We start from the raw sequence: 19,307 nt of genomic DNA, 5'->3' as shown, positions 1-19,307 counted from the left end.
AACCGAATTTTTCTAAGAAGACTGGATGAAAACCCGCGACCGGATTCTCGAATGTGCTCTGCAACTGTTCAACGAAAAGGGCGAGCCGAACGTTTCCACCATGGAAGTTGCCAATGAAATGGGGATCAGCCCCGGCAACCTCTATTACCACTTCCACGGCAAGGAGCCACTGATACTCGGACTGTTCGAACGTTTCCAGAATGAGTTGGCGCCGCTGCTGGATCCGCCGCCGGAGGTGGAGTTGGCGCCGGAAGATTACTGGCTGTTCTTGCATCTGATCGTCGAGCGACTGGCGCAGTATCGGTTCCTGTTTCAGGACCTGTCGAACCTGGCCGGACGCCTGCCGAAACTGGCGAAGGGGATTCGTCATTTGCTCAATGCCTTGAAACGCACACTGGCATCGTTGCTGGCGCGGTTGAAGGCGGCAGGACAGTTGGTCAGCGATACGCAGGCGCTGGGGCAATTGGTGGAGCAGATCACCCTGACGCTGCTGTTTTCACTGGACTATCAGCGGATTCTTGATCGGGAGGGGGAAGTCAGATTGGTGGTTTACCAGATCATGATGCTGGTGGCGCCGCACTTGCTGCCGCCGGTGAAGGTGGCGACGGAGCGGATGGCGCTGCAATACCTGGAAGATCACGACTAATCGAAAATACCAGGAACCCTGCGGGAGTGGGCTCGCTCGCGAAGAGGCCAGTACATCCGCGACATCTTGTGTGACCGGAATGCCGCCTTCGCGAGCAAGCCCGCTCCCACAGGGGTTCGCAGTCGGCTTGAGATTATCTACACAAACAAAAACGCCCGACCTTGGCAGGCCGGGCGTTTTCTTGCTTCCTGAAAAATCAGGACTGACTGGTTGGCGTCGACGGGGTCGATGCAACAGTCGGGGTGGCCGCCGGAGTCGGTGCAGCGGCGGAGTTCGACGTGCTCACCGGGGTTGCCGAAGTGGCAGGCTTGGCCGCTGGAGCGGCCGGTTTCGGCGCAGCGGCTTTCGGTGCGGCCGGTTTTTTCACTGCCGGTTTCTTCGCCGCAGCCGGTTTGGCCGCTGGCTTGGCAGCAGGTTTGGCGGCTGCGGTTTTCGCTGCTGGCTTGGCGGCAGGTTTAGCTGCTGGTTTTGCGGCAGTTTTTGCAGCAGGCTTGGCAGCGGCTTTGGCAGCAACCGGTTTGGTCGCAGGTTTTGCAGCCGCTTTAGCCAGTGGCTTGGCCGCCGTTTTGGCTGCTGGCTTGGCTGCAGCGGTTTTCGCCGCTACCGGGCGAGCTTTCTCCCCGGTAAGTTTTTCGATCTGCTTGGTCAAGGTTTCCACCTTGCTGTGCAGCGCTTTCACTTCATTGCGGCTCGGAACGCCCAGGCGCGAAATCGCGCTGTTCAGGCGCTTGTCGAACGCCCCTTCCAGCTCGTCCCACTTGCCCAGTGCGCGATCTTTTACGCCGCTGATGCGCGACTTGGCCGAAGAAGCAGAGTCCTTGGCGGCATCGACTTTTTTGCCGACGGCCGATTTGGTGAGCTTCTCGGCTTTCTCACCGTCTTTGACCAATGTATCGAAGAGTTTGCTGCCGTCAGTGTCGATCTTCGAGTACACGCCTAAACCAGCCAGCCAGATTTTGCGGGAGTAGTCTTCGACTTTCCCGATCCACGAGCTGCCTTCTTTATCGGTGTTCTTTTTACCAGCCATCCCGTTCTCCTTAAGATTTACGCGCGACGCGTTCGAGCAATGCCGTCAGCTCATCGAGCTTAGCAGAGAGTGTCTCAACGTCATGTTTAGACGGAATGCCGATACGATTCAAGGCGCTTGCAACACGGGAGTCGAAGGCCTTCTCGACCTTGTCGAGTTGAACTTCGACGCGACCTTTGAAAGAGCTGACCTCACCCTTGACTTCATCGATCTCGGTGTTGGCCGCTTCGAGTTTTTCGGTGACGGCTTTTTTGCCTTTCTTTTCAACCGTTTGACCGGCCTTGATCAGCTCTTGAAAGTAGTCGCTGCCCTCTTGGCCGACCTTGGCGTAGGCACCCAGGCCTGCCAGCCAGATCTTGCGGGCATAGGATTTCACGTCGCTCAGGGCTGAAGTCGAAGCGTCGATTTTTTTCTTCAAAATTACTTTGGCCATGGTGCACCTCACGCGCAGAAGGTTTGAGGAACTGCCCGCGAAAGTGTCGGGCTCAGGCACAAAGTAGGCAGAAAAATTAGAAACGGCACCCTAACAACCGACATAAACAGCAGGAGCACCACGAAACAAATGTGGGAGCGGGCTTGCTCGCGAAGGCGTCGTGTCAGTCACCTTATGCATTGACTGACAGACCGCTGTCGCGAGCAAGCCCGCTCCCACAGGGGATTGGATTGCAGGCGTAAATCAGACCAGCGCTTTATCCAGCGCCTTCTCGATCTCGGTTTTGATCATGCCGCTCATGGCCGACATCATCAGGCCCAGCTCCACGTCGACCCTGATCGAATCGTCGGCGACATGCACCGCACCTTTAACGCCCGAACGCTTGAGGTTCAAGGTGTCGCCCGACCATTGCGGCTCCAGGCCATATTGATCGGACAGTTTCTGCGCCAGCTTGTCGGCCTTCTCACGGGCCGCTTCCTTGCCCAGGTTGTGGGCACGCTCAACACTAATACGGGCCATTGAATGACTCCTGCTTTATGAATGCTTGTCGGTAAATCTTGACCGCATCTGCGGCAAATCGTCCCGAAGGTTGCCCATCTTACCTTTAGCCATTCCAAGACAAAGCATGGCTTGGGGATTAGAATGTCGCGCATTCTCTTTTGGTGACAGCGATATGACTGATCAGCGCAAAGGCAGCGATGCCGAACCCACCACTCACTTCGGCTTCAAAAACGTTCCGGAAAGCCAGAAAGCGGAAAAAGTCGCTGAGGTGTTCCACTCCGTAGCCGCCAAGTACGACCTGATGAACGACCTTCTGTCGGGCGGCATGCACCGTCTGTGGAAGCGTTTCGCGATCGAATTGTCGGGCGTGCGCAGCGGTAATCGCGTGCTCGACATCGCCGGCGGCACCGGTGACCTGACCAAGAAGTTCTCCCACCTGGTCGGCCCGACCGGTCAGGTCGTACTGGCCGACATCAACGAATCCATGCTCAAGGTCGGCCGTGACCGTCTGCTGGATCTGGGTGTGGCCGGCAACGTCGAATTCGTTCAGGCGGACGCTGAAAAACTGCCGTTCCCGGACAACCATTTCGACTGCGTGACCATCGCCTTCGGCCTGCGCAACGTGACGCATAAAGAAGACGCCCTGCGCTCGATGCTGCGCGTACTCAAGCCCGGCGGCCGTCTGCTGGTGCTGGAATTCTCCAAGCCGACCAACGCGCTGATGTCCAAAGCCTACGACGCCTACTCGTTCGCGTTCATGCCACTGATGGGCAAGCTGATCACCAACGATTCGGAGAGCTATCGCTACCTGGCCGAGTCGATCCGCATGCACCCGAATCAGGAAACCCTGAAGTCGATGATGGTCGACGCCGGTTTCGACCGCGTGACCTATCACAACATGACCTCGGGCATCGTTGCCCTGCACCGCGGCATCAAGCCCTGATGTTGCTCACCGGGCTGCTGGCCAGCGTCGAACTCGGCCTGAACCGGGTGCTGCGTCTCGACAGCACGGCGCTGGCGCGGCTGGCGCATTTGACTGGCAAAGTGATTGCCGTCGATTGCCGCAGCCCGGCGTTGCAACTGTTCATCCTGCCGAGTGATGAAGGGCTGATGCTGGCCTCCCACTGGGAAACCGGCGTCGATTGCACCCTGCGCGCTCCGGCTTCAAGCCTGGTGAAACTGGCCCTGAGCAAAGACAAGACCGCGGTGCTGCATGCCCCGCAAGTCGAGCTCGATGGCGACAGCGGCGTGCTGCTGGAACTGGCCGGCGTGTTGCAGGACCTCGAGCTGGACTGGGAGTACGAACTCTCGCGCTGGCTCGGCCCTGTCGCCACACATCTGGTCGGTGGCCATCTGCGCAGCCGCGCACGCTGGTATCAACAAGGATTTGCCAGTCTCAACCAGAACCTCGCCGAATACCTCGCCGAAGAATCACGCACCCTCGTCGGGCAGCGCGAAGCCGAAGCGCGGTTCAGCGAACTGGACCGGATCAAACTTGATCTGGAACGTCTCGAGGCGCGTTTCGAGCGCCTTTCCCGATCCCTCGACCCAAGCGATAACGCATGAAGCTGCTTGCCGTCCGCCGTCTGTTGCGCATCCAGCGCGTCGTGATCCGCTACCGCCTCGATGACCTGCTGTTCGATCTGCCGCTGCCCTGGTTCCTCCTGGCGCTGCGCTTTGTGCTGCCGTGGCGCTGGTTTGCGCGCAAGCCGCTGGATCTGAGCCGGGGTGCGCGTTTACGCCTGGCATTGCAGGATTTGGGGCCGATTTTCATCAAGTTCGGGCAGATTCTCTCGACCCGTCGCGACCTGCTGCCGGAAGACATCGCCGATGAACTGATGCTGCTGCAGGATCGCGTGCCGCCGTTCGATTCGCAGGTTTCAATCAAGCTGATCGAAGAGCAACTGGGCAGAAAGATCGACGAAGTCTTCAGCCGTTTCGACGTCAAACCACTGGCCTCGGCCTCGGTTGCACAGGTGCATGCCGCGCAACTGAAAACCGGCGAAGAAGTGGTGGTCAAAGTCATCCGCCCAGGCCTGAAACGGGTGATCGCGCAGGATCTGGCATGGCTGTTCATCCTCGCCCGCGCCGCCGAAAAAGTATCGGCGGATGCCCGTCTGCTGCACCCGGTTGACGTGGTTCAGGATTACGAAAAAACCATCTACGACGAACTCGATCTGCTGCGCGAGGCAGCCAACGCCAGCCAGTTGAAGCGCAACTTCGAAGGCTCGCCGCTGCTCTACGTGCCGCAAGTCCATTGGGACTGGTGCCGCCCGAAAGTGCTGGTGATGGAGCGTATCTACGGGATTCAGGTGACGGATCTGGCGACCCTCGCCGACCAGCGCACCGACATGAAAATGCTCGCCGAACGCGGCGTGGAGATTTTCTTCACCCAGGTATTCCGCGACAGTTTCTTCCACGCCGACATGCACCCGGGCAACATCTTCGTCAGCACGGTCAACCCGTGGAGTCCGCAGTACATTGCTATCGACTGCGGCATCGTCGGCAGCCTGACCCCCGAGGATCAGGATTACCTGGCGCGCAACCTGTTCGCCTTCTTCAAGCGTGACTACCGCCGCGTGGCGCAACTGCACATTGATTCGGGTTGGGTGCCGGCAGAAACCAAGCTCAACGAATTCGAAGCGGCGATCCGTACCGTGTGCGAACCGATCTTCGAAAAACCATTAAAAGATATTTCATTTGGTCAGGTGCTGATGCGCCTGTTCCAGACCGCGCGGCGCTTCAACATGGAAGTGCAGCCGCAGTTGGTGCTGCTGCAAAAGACGTTATTGAACATCGAAGGCCTCGGCCGTCAGCTGTACCCGGATCTGGATCTGTGGAACACCGCGCAGCCGTTCCTAGAACGCTGGATGCGCGAGCGCGTCAGCCCGAAAACCTTGATCGGCAACGTGCAGAGCCAGTTCGAACAGTTGCCGCACCTGGCCAATATGGCCCGCGACCTGCTCGAGCGCATGTCCCAGCCCCATGCCAACGACCCACCGCCACCGTGGCACAAACGCAAGGACGACTGGTTCCTGCGCCTGCTTGGCAGTGCCCATCTGGCGGGCGGTACGGTCCTCGCCGCCGGTGGCCCGCTGAACGAACTGGGGCATTGGCCTGCCGGGATCATGGTGGCTGTCGGCTTGTATCTGGTCGTTCGCCGATAGCCAGTTCCATGATCGGCTGGCACACTGTTTCAACGCCTGAACCCGACTATTAGAAGTGCGGGTTCGCTGTCGGAGTCGAAGATGAAAAACTGGCTGGACGAGATCAAGTGGGACGCTGATGGCCTGGTGCCGGCGATTGCCCAGGATCACAAGACCGGACGCGTGCTGATGATGGCCTGGATGAACCGCGAAGCGCTGGAACTGACAGCGGCGGAAAACCGTGCCATCTACTGGTCACGTTCCCGTGGCAAGCTGTGGCGCAAGGGCGAAGAGTCCGGCCACGTACAGACCCTGCATGAAATGCGTCTGGACTGTGACGCCGACGTGATCATCCTGATGGTTGAACAGATCGGCGACATCGCTTGCCATACCGGCCGTCAAAGCTGCTTTTACCGTGTCTTCGAAAACGGCGACTGGAAAACAGTCGACCCGGTACTCAAAGACCCGCACGCCATCTATTGCGCAGGACACAAACATGAGTGACACCCTGACCCGTCTGGCCGAAGTGCTCGAAGAGCGCAAAGGCGCCGCTGCCGACAGCTCGTATGTGGCTAGTCTGTATCACAAGGGTCTGAACAAGATTCTGGAGAAAGTCGGCGAAGAGTCGGTCGAAACCATTATTGCCGCCAAGGACGCCGCCATCAGCGGTGATTGCAGCGACGTGATTTACGAGACCGCCGACCTGTGGTTCCACAGCATGGTCATGCTCGCCCAACTGGGGCAGCATCCGCAGGCAGTGCTCGATGAACTGGATCGTCGCTTCGGTCTGTCCGGACACGTCGAGAAAGCCTCGCGTCCGTCCGCCTGAACAACTTTGAGAGAGGAACTGCAACATGGGCATTTTTGACTGGAAACACTGGATCGTCATTCTGGTAGTCGTGGTGCTGGTGTTCGGCACCAAGAAACTGAAAAACCTGGGCACCGACGTGGGTGAGTCGATCAAGGGCTTTCGCAAAGCCATGAACGACGACGAGAAGCCAGCCGCCGATCCAACCGTGACGCCTGCGCAGCCGGTGCCACCGGTGCAGCCGCAAGCCACCGCTCAGGCCAATCCGCCGCACACCATCGATGTGCAGGCGCAGAAAGTTGAAGAGCCGATCCGCAAAGACGTGTGAGCACTGACTAATGTTTGGTATCAGCTTCACTGAACTGCTGCTCGTCGGCCTCGTCGCCCTGCTGGTGCTGGGCCCCGAGCGACTGCCGGGCGCTGCACGCACCGCCGGCCTGTGGGTCGGGCGACTGAAGCGCAGCTTCAACGCGATCAAACAGGAAGTTGAACGTGAAATCGGTGCCGACGAGATTCGTCGGCAACTGCACAACGAGCACATTCTGTCGCTGGAGCAGGAGGCGCGGAAGATTTTCAATCCGGTTCAGCAGGAGCCGACCCCGGTTGAGCATGTCGGCGAGCAGACGATTCATGCGCCAGCCGCGCCCGCTGCACCTGCACCTGCACCTGTTGCAGCGCCGAAAGAACCAGTGCCCGCTGCTGCAAATACTTCGGTTGAACACGTAGCCCCAACCGCCGCGCCGACCACACCAGCGCCTCACGACCCTACACTGCCGCCGCGAGCCCCATGAGCGATCTCCCCGAAAACGACCAGCACATGCCGCTGGTTTCGCACCTCACCGAGTTGCGCACCCGTCTGCTGCGTTGCGTGGCGGCGATTTTCATCATCTTCGCCGGGTTGTTCGCGTTCACCCAGCAGATCTACACCTTCGTCTCGACGCCGCTGCGCCAGTACCTGCCGGTGGGCGCGACGATGATCGCCACCGACGTGTCGTCGCCGTTCCTGACGCCGCTGAAGCTGACGATGATGGTTTCGCTGTTCCTCGCGATTCCGGTGATTCTGCATCAGATCTGGGGCTTCATCGCGCCGGGCCTGTACAAGCATGAGAAGCGCATTGCCGTGCCGCTGCTGGTTTCCAGCATCCTGCTGTTCTACACCGGCATGGCCTTCGCCTATTACTTCGTGTTCCCGCTGATTTTCAAATTCTTCGCCGCCGCCACCCCGGCCGGCGTGGAAATGATGACCGACATCGCCAGCTATCTCGATTTCGTCATGACGCTGTTCTTCGCCTTCGGTGTGGCATTCGAAATCCCGGTGGCCGTGGTGCTGCTGGTGTGGATCGGCGTGGTCGACGTCAAATACCTGAAGAAGATCCGCCCGTACGTGATCATCGGCTGCTTCGTGGTCGGCATGATCCTCACCCCGCCGGACATTTTCTCCCAGACCCTGCTGGCCGTGCCGATGTGGATGTTGTTTGAAATCGGCATTCTGTTCGGCAGCCTGGTCAGCAAGCGCGAACGCCCGGAAGAAGCAGCCGACGATCACAACGACCCGCCGCCAGCGACCCAGGCATGAACCTGCTGCTGCTCGAAGAGGCCGATTTCATTGCGCCCGACCGTGTGGTGCTGCGTGATCGTCGCCTGACCCATATGCAGGACGTTCACCGCTCGGAAGTCGGTGACAGCCTGCGGGTCGGGCGTGTAGACGGGTTGATGGGTTCGGCCGAGTTGCTGCGCCTGGAAGCGGGTGAAGCTGAACTGCGCGTCACCCTCGACCAACCGCCACCGGCCAAGCTGCCACTGACATTGGTGCTGGCCCTGCCCCGCCCGAAGATGCTCCGTCGGGTGTTCCAGACCGTGGCGACCATGGGCGTGTCGAAGGTGATTCTGGTCAACAGCTACCGCGTCGAAAAGAGCTTCTGGCAGACGCTGTTTCTTGAACCGCAAGCGATCCGCGAACAATTGATCCTCGGCCTCGAACAGGCCCGGGATACCGTCCTGCCGCACATCATCATCGAGAAACGCTTCAAACCATTTGTCGAAGACCGTCTGCCAGCCATCACCGACGGCACTCTCGGCCTGGTCGGCCATCCCGGCAACTACCCGCCGTGCCCACGCGCGCTCAACGAACCGGTGACCCTGGCGATCGGCCCCGAAGGTGGCTGGATCCCCTACGAAATCGATCTGCTGGCCAAATCCGGATTGCAACCGGTGCAACTGGGTGAGCGCATTTTGCGGGTTGAAACCGCCGTGACCGCCCTGCTCGCCCGCCTGTTCTAAATTCGCCACATCCCCTGTGGCGGACAAATGGCGTTACAGATTGCCATCACCCAGCCGATACAGTTCCCATAAGTCCAATGAGTGGTCTGAGGGAGTCGTCGCATGTACCGTTGGTTAGCCGAGAGTCTTGGAAACGTCAGCGTCAAACGCAAGCTGGGAATCGGTTTCGGCCTGGTGCTGGTGCTGACGCTGTTGATCACCTTCACCGGCTGGACCGGCATGAGCGGCATCATCAGCCGTGGCGACAAGCTTGGTTTCATCTCCGGCCTGAACGAGCTGACCAAGGATCTGCGCCTGGCGCGACTGGACTATGAAGCCCGTCGTGGCGAACAAGGTCCCGGCACCGTCAACGAACTGCTTGGCAAACTCGACAGCGGCCTGCAAACCGCTCGCACCCTGATCGAGCAACCCTCCGATGCGGCAATGGTCGATCAGCAACTGGCCGCCGTCGCCGAATACAAACGCGCCTTTGCCGACATGACCCAGGCCACCGTTCAGCGCGAAGACGCCCGCAGCAAGCTTGGCGCCAATGCCGACAACGCCGTGGCGAAGATTTCGGAAGTTGAAAAATCCATGCTGCAGGGCGACAGCGTCGCCCAATTCAACAGCGTGATCGAACTGAGCAAACTGCTGCAGCAGGCGCGCTATCAGGTGCGCGGCTACACCTACAGCGGCAAGGCCGATGCTGAGCAGCCGGCGCTGGACGCCATCGACAATGCGCTGAAGAATCTCGAGAGCCTGCCATCGAAGCTGCCGGAACAGCACATCGCCAACCTGCAGCAGGCCACTGACTCAATCAAGGCCTATCGCGCAGCGGTCGCCCAGTTCCGCGACTCCCAGATCAACACCGCCAAGGCCAAGGCAATCATGTCGGCTCAGGGCGACATCCTCCTCGATGTGAGCAAAAAACTCACCGAATCCCAGACCATCGTGCGCGACACCGATGCCGCACACGCCAAGAACATGCTGATCATCGCCACCCTGCTGGCGGTAGCTTTCGGCCTGCTGGCGGCCTGGGCGATCACCCGGCAGATCATCATTCCGTTGAACCAGACCCTGCAGGTTGCCGAACGCGTGGCGGCCGGCGATCTGACCCACAACCTGGTCTCGCTGCGGCGCGATGAACTGGGCCAATTGCAACGCTCGATGCAGAGCATGACCCAAGGCCTGCGCGAGTTGATCGGTGGCATCAGCGAAGGCGTCACCCAGATCGCCAGCGCTGCCGAAGAACTGTCGGCCGTGACCGAGCAGACCAGCGCCGGGGTCAACAATCAGAAGATCGAGACCGACCAGGTCGCCACCGCCATGAACGAAATGGCCGCCACCGTGCAGGAAGTCGCGCGCAACGCCGAAGAGGCTTCCGAAGCCGCCGTTGCCGCCGACCAGCAGGCCCGCGAAGGCGACAAAGTGGTGGGTGAGGCGATCACCCAGATCGAGCGTCTGGCCGTTGAGGTGGGCCACTCCACCGAAGCCATGGGCGACCTCAAACGCGAAAGCGACAAGATTGGCAGCGTGCTCGACGTGATCAAGTCCGTGGCCCAGCAAACCAACCTGCTGGCGCTCAACGCGGCAATTGAAGCGGCGCGTGCGGGCGAGGCCGGCCGTGGCTTCGCGGTGGTTGCTGACGAAGTGCGCAGCCTTGCCCAGCGCACGCAGAAGTCCACCGAAGAGATCGAAGAACTGATCGTCGGCCTGCAAAACGGCACCCAGCAAGTGGCGACGATCATGGACAACAGCCGCAGCCTGACTGACAGCAGCGTTGAGTTGACTCGTCGTGCTGGCGGTTCGCTGGAAAGCATCACCCGCACCGTCTCGGCGATTCAGGCGATGAACCAGCAGATCGCGGCAGCAGCCGAGCAGCAGAGCGCCGTGGCCGAAGAGATCAACCGTAGCGTGCTGAACGTGCGCGATGTGTCGGATCAGACCTCGGCGGCGAGTGAAGAGACAGCCGCGTCCAGCGTTGAACTGGCGCGACTGGGGACGCATTTGCAAATGCTGGTGGGTCGATTCAAGGTTTGAGCTAACGGATCTGCCTCGGTTCGCTCTGGCCCGAGGTGATGTTATCGCTGGCAGCCAGCTTCATCCCAAGGCGCGGGACTTCTCAGCGCCATAAAACCCGCTTTCGCGGGTTTTTTTCATCAGGCCGGTTGAGCCTGCGGGCTGACCGGTCGCAGCGGTAGCAGCGGCGCGTGTGGGTCGGCTTTCACCGATGCGCGCCAGGCGTTGAGCCACTCGGCGTGACCTTCGGCCCAGACCTGCTCGTGCAGCCGCGCCAAAGCGACCGGATCGCTCAACAGTTGCAGGCGATCATGGTTGCTCAGCGCTGCCGGGCCAACCTTCAGTGCGTGACGCACACGCTCCTGACGCAGCCACTCGATCGGCTCCGCCTGGCCGTGACGGGCCGTCGCCAGCGAGCACGCCAAAGCGTTCTGCTGCGGGTCGACCACGGCGCGGACAAAGCCGTCGTTCAGTGCGTGCCAGCGATTTTCGTGGGTGTACTGATCGGTGGCCAACAGCGCCTGTGGCGGATTGTATTCCTCAGGGATGAGGAACAGGCTCTCGTCACGGGACTTCAAGCCCAGACCCACACGGCTGGAAATCACCGACACCGGGATCGACAGCATCAGCGAACCGACGATAGGCACCAGCCACCACAGGAAGCTTGGGTTCAGCCAGATCACCAACAGCGCCCAGCAGAAGCCCAGCAGCGTTTGCGGCCCGTGGCGCTTGACCGCCTCGCTCCATGGCGTGGAGTCGTCGTCACGCTGTGGCGAGTTCCAGGTGGCGGCCCACCCCAGGAACGCAGCCAGTACGAAACGGGTGTGGAAAATCATCCGCACCGGCGCCAGCAGCATGGAGAACAGCATCTCCAGCAGCATCGACAGCGTCACTTTGAACTTGCCGCCGAACTCTTTCGCGCCCTTGGCCCAGATCAGGATGATGCTCAACAACTTCGGCAGGAACAGCAGCACGATCGTGGTCGAGAACAGCGCGATTGCCTTTTCCGGGTGCCATTGTGGCCACAGCGGATAGAGCTGGCGCGGTTCGAGGAAGTATTGCGGCTCCATCAGCGTGTTCACCGCCAGCAGCGCGGTGGACAGCACCAGGAAGAAGAACCACAACGGCGCCGACAGGTACGACATCACGCCCGTCAGGAACACCGCACGGTGCACCGGGTGCATGCCTTTGACCAGGAACAGTCGGAAGTTCATCAGGTTGCCGTGGCACCAGCGACGGTCACGCTTGAGTTCGTCGAGCAGGTTGGGCGGCAACTCTTCGTAGCTGCCCGGCAGGTCGTAGGCAATCCACACGCCCCAGCCGGCACGCCGCATCAGCGCCGCTTCCACGAAGTCGTGAGACAGGATCGCCCCGGAAAACGCGCCTTTGCCCGGCAACGGCGCCAGGGCGCAGTGGTCGATGAACGGCTTCATGCGGATGATCGCGTTGTGACCCCAGTAATGGGATTCACCCAACTGCCAGAAGTGCAGACCGGCAGTGAACAACGGGCCATACACGCGGGTCGCGAACTGCTGCATGCGCGCATACAGGGTGTCCATGCCCGACGCACGCGGCGCGGTCTGGATAATCCCGGCGTCCGGCGTGGCTTCCATCAAGCGCACCAGACTGGTCAGGCACTCGCCGCTCATGACCGAGTCGGCGTCGAGCACGACCATGTACTTGTAGTCACCGCCCCAGCGACGGCAGAAGTCGTCGAGGTTGCCGCTCTTGCGTTTCACACGGCGGCGTCGGCGGCGATAGAAAATCTTGCCGAAGCCTTTGGCTTCGCGGCAGACGTCCAGCCAGGCTTGTTGCTCGGCCACGCAGATGTCGGTGTCGTTACTGTCGCTGAGCACGAAGAAGTCGAAACGATCCAGGTCACCGGTGGCGGCCACCGATTCGAACGTCGCACGCAGACCGGCAAACACCCGAGGCACGTCTTCGTTGCAGATCGGCATCACCAGTGCGGTGCGCGCATCTTTTGGAATCTGCTCGTTGCCGGCGCTTTTGCCGGAGATGCGGTATTTATCGTGACCGGTGAGCAATTCGAGAAAGCCCATCAGTGCGGTCCAGAAACCGGCAGACACCCAGCAGAACAGAATCCCGAACAGAATCAGGATGCTGGTTTGCAGCGCATACGGCAGCACTTGCGTGGCCGTTTGCAGCAGCGGCTGGTGCACGACTTCGTCCAGGTCGACGAAAGACCAGCCCTGGTACGGCATGATGCCTTTCATGTACCAACCGGCAACGATGGTCTGGCCGAGCATCAGCAGCAACAGAATGTAGCGGCGGATCGAACCGACGGTACGCCAGCGCGCGGCCGGCAGTACGTTTTCGTCTTTGGGCGGTTGCGGCGGGTTGGTGCGGCCGGTCAGGCGGCGCCAGCCACGCACCAGAACATTGGTACGCCAAGGCTCCGGCACGACTTTGGTGCGACGAATCGGCGGCGTGGCCTTGAGGCTGATCCGGCCGCTGGCGTCGAGCACCAGCATTTGCGCATCTTCCAGCGCTTCGGCCGTGCTCAAGGTCAGGCGCTTGCCCACCGAAGCCTGGGCGGCTTCGGTCGGCGCGTCGAACGTCGAGGATGACAGGCGTTCATGCAACTCGCTGAACGACTGGCAACCCGCGAGTTCCGCGCGCTGCTCGTCGGTCATCGGCAGATGCGCCAGATACTCGGACAGAGTCTCTGGCTGTACTTGAGAGTTACTCATCGGCAGGCAACTGATAGCTCCAGGTCTCGGTCAGGACTTCTTCAGTCGGTGCCGATTCCGGTGTGGCTGGGGCCGCGTCCGCAGCGGCTGGCTGCTTGGCGTCTTTATTGGCCTTGTCCTTGGCCTCTGCGTCTGGCTTGGCATCTGCCTGTTTGGCCTCGGCTGCCTTGGCTTCCTTGTCGGCTTTCGCTTGTTGCTTGGCGGCCACCTTGTCGGCTTTGGCAACGGAGGAGTTGGACGTCGGCACGGCCGACTTGGCCAGATCAGCGGTTACCAATGGCTGAACCAGTGCGGCACGCATTTCGGTCGACTTGCTCGCGTCCTTGATTTTCATCCGCAGGGTCAAGCGCCAGCCCTTGGTTTCAGGGTTGTAGCGCACGCTGTTTTCAACCAGTTCGGCGTTGTCACCGACGCTGACCTGGCTGCGAACGTCGGCATCCGGGGCCAGCGCCGCCAGCGATGGACCTTCGAAGTCGACCAGGTAGGCAACGCTGCCATCGGGTTGACGGATCAGATTCGACTGCTTGACGTCACCGGTCGAACGCAGCGTCTGCGCAACCCAGGCGCTGTCCGGTGCGTGAATCGCGGCTTCATCCATGGTCCAGTGCATGCGGTAGGCGAAGTCCAGTGGCTGGCCCGGCTCCGGCATTTTTTCCGGGCTCCAGAACGCAACGATGTTGTCGTTGGTTTCGTCGGCGGTCGGAATCTCTACCAGATCAACGGTGCCCTTGCCCCAGTCGCCCTTCGGCTCGATCCAGGCGCTTGGGCGCTTGTCGTAGCGGTCGTCGAGGTCTTCGTAGTGGCTGAAGTCACGGCCACGTTGCAGCAGACCGAAACCGCGCAGGTTGTCGACGCTGAAGTTGCTCACGGCCAGGTGTTTAGGGTTGTTCAGCGGACGCCAGATCCACTCGCCATTGCCGGCATGGATCGACAGACCGCTGGAGTCGTGCAGTTCTCGACGGTAGTTGAGGACTTTGGACGGCTGGTTGGCGCCGAACAGGAACATGCTGGTCAACGGGGCGATGCCCAGTTTGCCGACCTTGTCACGCAGGAACATCTGCGCCTTGACGTCGACAATGGTGTCGCTGCCCGGACGCAGGATCAGACGATAGGCGCCGGTGGCACGCGGCGAATCCAGCAGGGCGTAGATCACCAGATGCTTGTCAGCCGGCTTGGGCTGTTCAATCCAGAACTCGCGAAAACGCGGAAACTCTTCGCCCGACGGCAATGCGGTGTCGATGGCCAGGCCACGCGCCGACAGCCCATAGGTGTGCCCCTTGCCGACGACGCGGAAGTAGCTCGCGCCCAGCATGGTCATGATTTCGTCTTGCTTGTCGGCCTTGTTGATCGGGTACAGCACACGGAAACCGGCATAACCGAGTTTATCGGTGGCCTTGGGATCGAATTTCAGATCGCCGAAATCGAAACGCGAAGGATCGTATTTGATCTCTTCGACGGTGTTAGCCGTGATTTCGTTGATTTTCACCGGTGTATCGAAGTGCATACCCTGGTGATAGAAGGACAGTTTGAACGGGGTCTTCTGATCAGCCCACTCAGCCTTTTCGGTGAGGAAGCGGATTTTCTGATAGTCCGCGAATTTCATGTCGCGGAATTCGTTCGGCAGGTTGCTGCGGGGGGCTTCGAACTTCTGTCCGGCCAGCTCTTTAGCCTTGGCCGATACATCGTCAAGATTGAACGCCCAAAGCTGACTGGCGCTGAGCAGGCACAGGAGCGCGGAGCCCGCTACCAAAGCACTTCGAACGCGTTTGGCAGACAATTTTGCTGCATTACAGGGACTAACAATCACGAGCAACCCTCGCCGAAAACAGATCAAAAAACCAACGGCCAGCTATCTATATGCCAGGTTGGCGAGCATTGTTCCGACTCCGCTGGGGCAAAATGATTCCCCAATCGGATCCAGACAAGTCTCTACCTAAGTCAAAAATGGACCAACGAACGCTGATCCCCATAGCGCGCGATTATCTAGTAGCCCGCGTGACAACGCATCAGGGCTAGCAAAGTATTTATCGCGAAAACACCCTAAAAACAGTCGAAATTTCCTAAAGAAGGTGTTTCCGGTGTTTTCAGGTCTGTAACAAAAAGGTAACCGGGCCATCGTTGACCAAATGCACCTGCATATCGGCGCCGAATCTACCTGATGCCACAGTGCCATGCACCTGTTTCGCTTTGCTTAATAGATAGTCGAATAATTCCTCACCCAGAGCCGGTGGCGCCGCCGTTGAAAAGCTCGGCCGCAACCCGCTTTTGGTGTCGGCGGCCAGGGTGAACTGAGAGACCAGCATCAACCCGCCCCCCACGTCCGCCAAGGACAAATTCATCTTGCCCTCGGCGTCGCTGAATACCCGATAGTTAAGCAGCTTATGCAGAAGTTTGTCGGCGCTGACACGCGTGTCGTCGGGCTCGATCGCCACCAGAACCAGCAACCCCTGATCGACCGCACCCACTATTTCGCCCGCCACCTCTACGCGAGCGCCACGCACTCGCTGTAACAGGCCCTTCATGCTTCTTCGGGCGGCAGGTCGAGCAGGCGCTGGGCCATGTTGCCCGCGGCGCGCACCAGCGCGTCGGTGATACCCGGTTCGGACGCCGCATGACCGGCGTCGCGAATCACCTGCAACTCGCTGTTCGGCCACGCCTGATGCAATTCCCAGGCGTTATCCAGTGGGCAGATCACATCGTAACGACCGTGAATGATCACGCCCGGCAAGTGAGCGATCTTGCCCATGTCGCGAATCAGTTGGTTCGGTTCAAGGAAGGCATTGTTGGTGAAGTAGTGGCATTCGATTCGCGCAATCGACAGCGCGCGCTGCGGCTCGGAGAACCGATCGACCACCAGCGGGTTCGGCCGCAGGGTCGCGGTGCGCCCTTCCCAGGTCGACCAGGCTTTGGCGGCGTGCATCTGGGCGATCTGGTCGTTGCCGGTCAGGCGCTTGTGGAAAGCGCTGAGCAGGTCGTCGCGTTCGTCCAGCGGGATCGGCGCGATGTAGTCCTGCCAGTAATCGGGGAACAGACGGCTGGCGCCAGCCTGATAGAACCACTCGATTTCCTGCGGGCGGCAGAGAAAGATCCCGCGCAGGATCAAGCCATGCACACGCTCCGGATGGGTTTGTGCATAGGCCAGCGCCAGGGTCGAACCCCACGAACCACCGAACAACACCCATTTTTCGATGCCCAGGTGCTGGCGGATTCGCTCGAGGTCGGCGACCAGATCCCAAGTGGTGTTGTTTTCCAGGCTGGCGTGCGGGGTGGAGCGTCCGCAACCGCGCTGGTCGAAAGTGACGATGCGGTACAGGTTCGGATCGAAATAGCGTCGGCTCTGAGCATCGCAACCGGCGCCAGGGCCGCCGTGGATGAACACGACCGGCAAGCCTTGCGGTGAACCGCTCTCGTCGACGTACAGCGTATGCGTGTCGTCGACAGCCAGATCGTGCCGGGCGTGAGGTTTGATCTGCGGGAACAAAGTCTGCATTGCGCGCTCCGTAAGGGGTCGAGGTCATCCCTGGGGGGGACTTCTATTATTCTGCCGTTGGGCATCATAAACCCGATTTACGTCAATGAGCATGCCTGTGCACTACCGCGATTTTTCTGCTGCCGATAAACCGAGTGGGAGCGGGCTTGCGCGCGAAAGCGGTGTGTCATTCAACCCATATGTTGACTGATGTGACGCCTTCGCGAGCAAGCCCGCTCCCACAGTGGGTTATGCGGTGTAGTGAGACTTTGCCCAGGCCAGATAGCCCTGCAGCAATTCCTTGAGCACCACTTGCGTCGGCTCGGCCAGGTCGGCGCGATAGCGGAACGGTTCGAACTCCTCCATGTAAGTGCACTGACACAGTTCCAGTTGCACGGCGTGGATGTTCTCGGCCGGGTTGCCGTAATGGCGGGTGATGTGGCCGCCCTTGAAGCGTCCGTTCAGGACGTGGCTGTACTCGCCGTGGCGGGCGCAGATCGCTTCCAGTTGCGTGGCCAGTTGCCGATCACAACTGGCGCCATTGAAGGTACCGAGGTTGAAGTCTGGCAGTTTGCCGTCGAACAGGTGCGCGATGATCGAGCGGATCGAGTGCGCGTCGAACAGCAACGCGTAACCGAATTCGGCCTTCAACCGCGCCAGTTCTTCCTGCAGGGTGCGGTGGTACGGCGTCCAGATTTGCTCAAGGTACGTCGCGCGTTCTTCTTTGGAAGGCGCCTGGCCTTCCTTGAACAACGGGATGCCATCGAACAGCGTCGCCGGGTACAGCCCGGTGGTGGCGCCGGCGTACAGCGGCGTGTCGTCAGACGGCCGGTTCAGGTCGATGACGAAACGCGAATATTCGGCTGCCAAAGTGCTGGCGCCCAGTTCTTCGGCAAAATCGTACAACTGAGGAATATGCCAGTCGGTGTCCGGCAGGCTTTTCGCATCAGGGATCAGGCCAGCCTCGACCGCAGGCGTCAGACGCAGCCCCGCGTGAGGCATGCTGATCAGCAGCGGCACACGACCTTGTTTGAAACTCAGAACCTTATCCACATCCGTTCTCCTACAGACTTGATTCGACGCCGTGACGCACGACGCGTTTGTCCAGATCACCACCGAGCCAATAGGCCAGGTCCGCCGGACGATCAATGTGCCAGGCGACGAAATCCGCAACCTTGCCGACTTCCAGCGAACCGTGGGTGTCAGCCATGCCCAGCGCTTGCGCCGCATGAATCGTCGCGCCGGCCAAGGCTTCTTCCGGGGTCATGCGAAAACAGGTGCACGCCATGTTGAGCATCAGGCGCAACGACAGCGCCGGCGAAGTGCCGGGGTTGAGGTCGCTGGCGATGGCGATCTTCACTTTGTGCTTGCGCAAGGCTTCCATCGGCGGCAGTTGGGTCTCACGCAGGAAGTAGAACGCGCCCGGCAACAGCACCGCGACCGTGTCGGATTCGGCCATGGCGATGGCGTCGGCTTCGTCCATGAACTCCAGGTGATCGGCCGACAACGCGTGGTAGCGCGCCGCCAGACTGGAGCCGTGCAGCGAGGACAATTGCTCGGCGTGCAGCTTCACCGGCAGACCCAGTTTGTGGGCGGCGATGAACACGCGCTCCACCTGTTCCGGCGAGAACGCCAGGTATTCGCAAAACGCATCCACGGCATCAACCAAACCTTCGGCGGCCAACGCTGGCAGCATCTGGGTGCAGACCAGATCGATGTAATCGTCAGCGCGATCCTTGTATTCCGGCGGTAGCGCATGTGCGGCCAGACAGGTACTGCGCACGCTGATCGGCAGTTCGGCAGCCAGACGCCGAATCACCCGCAGGATCTTGCGCTCATTGGCCAGATCGAGGCCGTAGCCAGATTTCATCTCGACCGTGGTCACGCCGTCACGCATCAGGCTTTTCAAGCGTTTGGCGGCACTGGCGAACAATTCGTCTTCGCTCGCTTCGCGCGTCGCACGTACGGTGCTGGCGATGCCACCGCCGGCCGCGGCGATCTCGGCGTAGCTAACGCCTTGCAGGCGCTTTTCGAACTCGCCGCTGCGGTTGCCGCCGAACACCGTGTGGGTGTGGCAGTCGATCAGGCCGGGGGTGACCCACGCGCCTTGCAAGTCATTGACCGCCGGGTATTCGCCGGATGGCAATTGATTGCGCGGGCCGATCCACTCGATGTGCGCACCGGACGTCACGATGGCCGCATCCTCGATGATCGAGTAGACGCCTTGCGCCATGGTTGCGACGTGGCAGTGTTGCCAGAGGGTTTTCATCCCAAGTCCTCGTCTTGTT

Annotated in this window: 20 protein-coding genes and 1 pseudogene; 12 read left to right on the top strand and 9 right to left on the bottom strand. The window is 60.4% G+C overall.

Annotation, left to right across the window (positions count from 1 at the left end; all coding sequences use genetic code 11):
- Window positions 1-25 precede the first annotated feature (25 nt).
- The gene (locus AACY18_RS01250) at window positions 26-646 is read left to right on the top strand and encodes a TetR/AcrR family transcriptional regulator (protein WP_339432964.1); all 621 of its coding nucleotides are present in this window, start codon (window positions 26-28) and stop codon (window positions 644-646) included.
- Window positions 647-842: 196 nt separating this feature from the next.
- Here the strand turns inward: AACY18_RS01250 and AACY18_RS01245 are convergent, their stop codons facing one another.
- From AACY18_RS01245 to AACY18_RS01235, 3 genes are all read right to left on the bottom strand, one after another.
- On the bottom strand, window positions 843-1,673 hold the full coding sequence (locus AACY18_RS01245; RefSeq protein WP_339432965.1) for a phasin family protein: 831 nt from the start codon (window positions 1,671-1,673) through the stop codon (window positions 843-845).
- A gap of 10 nt (window positions 1,674-1,683) precedes the next feature.
- Entirely contained in the window at window positions 1,684-2,106 is a 423-nt protein-coding gene (locus AACY18_RS01240; RefSeq protein WP_221731321.1) for a phasin family protein, read from the bottom strand.
- A gap of 243 nt (window positions 2,107-2,349) precedes the next feature.
- Window positions 2,350-2,625, bottom strand: a complete 276-nt coding sequence (locus AACY18_RS01235; RefSeq protein ID WP_339432966.1) for a polyhydroxyalkanoic acid system family protein — start codon at window positions 2,623-2,625, stop codon at window positions 2,350-2,352.
- Between the two features lie 154 nt (window positions 2,626-2,779).
- On the opposite strand from AACY18_RS01235, the gene ubiE reads away from it, so the two are divergent.
- The 11 genes and pseudogenes from ubiE to AACY18_RS27950 all read left to right on the top strand — a co-directional run bounded on the left by ubiE (window position 2,780) and on the right by AACY18_RS27950 (window position 10,860).
- Window positions 2,780-3,550, top strand: a complete 771-nt coding sequence (gene ubiE, locus AACY18_RS01230) for a bifunctional demethylmenaquinone methyltransferase/2-methoxy-6-polyprenyl-1,4-benzoquinol methylase UbiE (RefSeq protein ID WP_221731323.1) — start codon at window positions 2,780-2,782, stop codon at window positions 3,548-3,550.
- Complete coding sequence (locus tag AACY18_RS01225) at window positions 3,550-4,173, top strand: ubiquinone biosynthesis accessory factor UbiJ (protein ID WP_339432967.1); 624 nt, start codon at window positions 3,550-3,552, stop codon at window positions 4,171-4,173. The genes ubiE and AACY18_RS01225 overlap by 1 nt, the downstream gene beginning before the upstream one ends.
- A complete protein-coding gene (ubiB, locus tag AACY18_RS01220; RefSeq protein WP_339432968.1) occupies window positions 4,170-5,774 on the top strand; it encodes a ubiquinone biosynthesis regulatory protein kinase UbiB in 1,605 nt (534 codons plus the stop codon). The genes AACY18_RS01225 and ubiB overlap by 4 nt, the downstream gene beginning before the upstream one ends.
- Window positions 5,775-5,855: 81 nt before the next feature.
- On the top strand, window positions 5,856-6,257 hold the full coding sequence (gene hisI, locus AACY18_RS01215) for a phosphoribosyl-AMP cyclohydrolase (protein WP_123470722.1): 402 nt from the start codon (window positions 5,856-5,858) through the stop codon (window positions 6,255-6,257).
- Window positions 6,250-6,582 (top strand): phosphoribosyl-ATP diphosphatase, encoded by a 333-nt coding sequence (locus tag AACY18_RS01210; protein WP_007909355.1) that lies wholly within the window; start codon window positions 6,250-6,252, stop codon window positions 6,580-6,582. The genes hisI and AACY18_RS01210 overlap by 8 nt, the downstream gene beginning before the upstream one ends.
- Window positions 6,583-6,607: 25 nt before the next feature.
- Window positions 6,608-6,889, top strand: coding sequence for a twin-arginine translocase TatA/TatE family subunit (locus tag AACY18_RS01205; protein ID WP_003220847.1), 282 nt, complete (start codon window positions 6,608-6,610; stop codon window positions 6,887-6,889).
- Between the two features lie 10 nt (window positions 6,890-6,899).
- A complete protein-coding gene (gene tatB, locus AACY18_RS01200; protein ID WP_339432969.1) occupies window positions 6,900-7,352 on the top strand; it encodes a Sec-independent protein translocase protein TatB in 453 nt (150 codons plus the stop codon).
- Entirely contained in the window at window positions 7,349-8,137 is a 789-nt protein-coding gene (gene tatC / locus AACY18_RS01195; protein WP_260455779.1) for a twin-arginine translocase subunit TatC, read from the top strand. The genes tatB and tatC overlap by 4 nt, the downstream gene beginning before the upstream one ends.
- Window positions 8,134-8,841, top strand: coding sequence for a 16S rRNA (uracil(1498)-N(3))-methyltransferase (locus tag AACY18_RS01190; RefSeq protein ID WP_339464009.1), 708 nt, complete (start codon window positions 8,134-8,136; stop codon window positions 8,839-8,841). The genes tatC and AACY18_RS01190 overlap by 4 nt, the downstream gene beginning before the upstream one ends.
- 102 nt (window positions 8,842-8,943) lie before the next feature.
- Window positions 8,944-10,005: pseudogene (locus AACY18_RS27955) on the top strand (methyl-accepting chemotaxis protein); the annotation flags it as partial.
- The gene (locus tag AACY18_RS27950) at window positions 9,988-10,860 is read left to right on the top strand and encodes a methyl-accepting chemotaxis protein (protein WP_445261940.1); all 873 of its coding nucleotides are present in this window, start codon (window positions 9,988-9,990) and stop codon (window positions 10,858-10,860) included. The pseudogene AACY18_RS27955 and the gene AACY18_RS27950, both read left to right, overlap by 18 nt.
- 119 nt (window positions 10,861-10,979) lie before the next feature.
- On the opposite strand, the gene mdoH is transcribed toward AACY18_RS27950, so the two are convergent.
- The 6 genes from mdoH to hutI form a co-directional block, all read right to left on the bottom strand.
- Entirely contained in the window at window positions 10,980-13,550 is a 2,571-nt protein-coding gene (gene mdoH / locus AACY18_RS01180; protein WP_339464007.1) for a glucans biosynthesis glucosyltransferase MdoH, read from the bottom strand.
- Complete coding sequence (locus tag AACY18_RS01175; RefSeq protein ID WP_339432973.1) at window positions 13,543-15,357, bottom strand: glucan biosynthesis protein G; 1,815 nt, start codon at window positions 15,355-15,357, stop codon at window positions 13,543-13,545. The genes mdoH and AACY18_RS01175 overlap by 8 nt, the downstream gene beginning before the upstream one ends.
- A 277-nt stretch (window positions 15,358-15,634) precedes the next feature.
- A complete protein-coding gene (gene dtd, locus AACY18_RS01170; protein WP_339464006.1) occupies window positions 15,635-16,072 on the bottom strand; it encodes a D-aminoacyl-tRNA deacylase in 438 nt (145 codons plus the stop codon).
- On the bottom strand, window positions 16,069-17,040 hold the full coding sequence (pip, locus tag AACY18_RS01165; RefSeq protein WP_339432975.1) for a prolyl aminopeptidase: 972 nt from the start codon (window positions 17,038-17,040) through the stop codon (window positions 16,069-16,071). The genes dtd and pip overlap by 4 nt, the downstream gene beginning before the upstream one ends.
- 228 nt (window positions 17,041-17,268) lie before the next feature.
- On the bottom strand, window positions 17,269-18,072 hold the full coding sequence (gene hutG, locus AACY18_RS01160; RefSeq protein ID WP_339432976.1) for an N-formylglutamate deformylase: 804 nt from the start codon (window positions 18,070-18,072) through the stop codon (window positions 17,269-17,271).
- 10 nt (window positions 18,073-18,082) lie between these two features.
- Complete coding sequence (gene hutI, locus AACY18_RS01155) at window positions 18,083-19,288, bottom strand: imidazolonepropionase (RefSeq protein WP_339464004.1); 1,206 nt, start codon at window positions 19,286-19,288, stop codon at window positions 18,083-18,085.
- Window positions 19,289-19,307 lie beyond the last annotated feature (19 nt).

Source organism: Pseudomonas sp. EA_65y_Pfl2_P74 (genome assembly GCF_963970575.1).
Lineage (GTDB): Bacteria > Pseudomonadota > Gammaproteobacteria > Pseudomonadales > Pseudomonadaceae > Aquipseudomonas > Aquipseudomonas baetica_A.
Note: the sequence above shows the minus strand (reverse complement) of the source record. Positions and strands in the feature narration are given on the sequence as shown.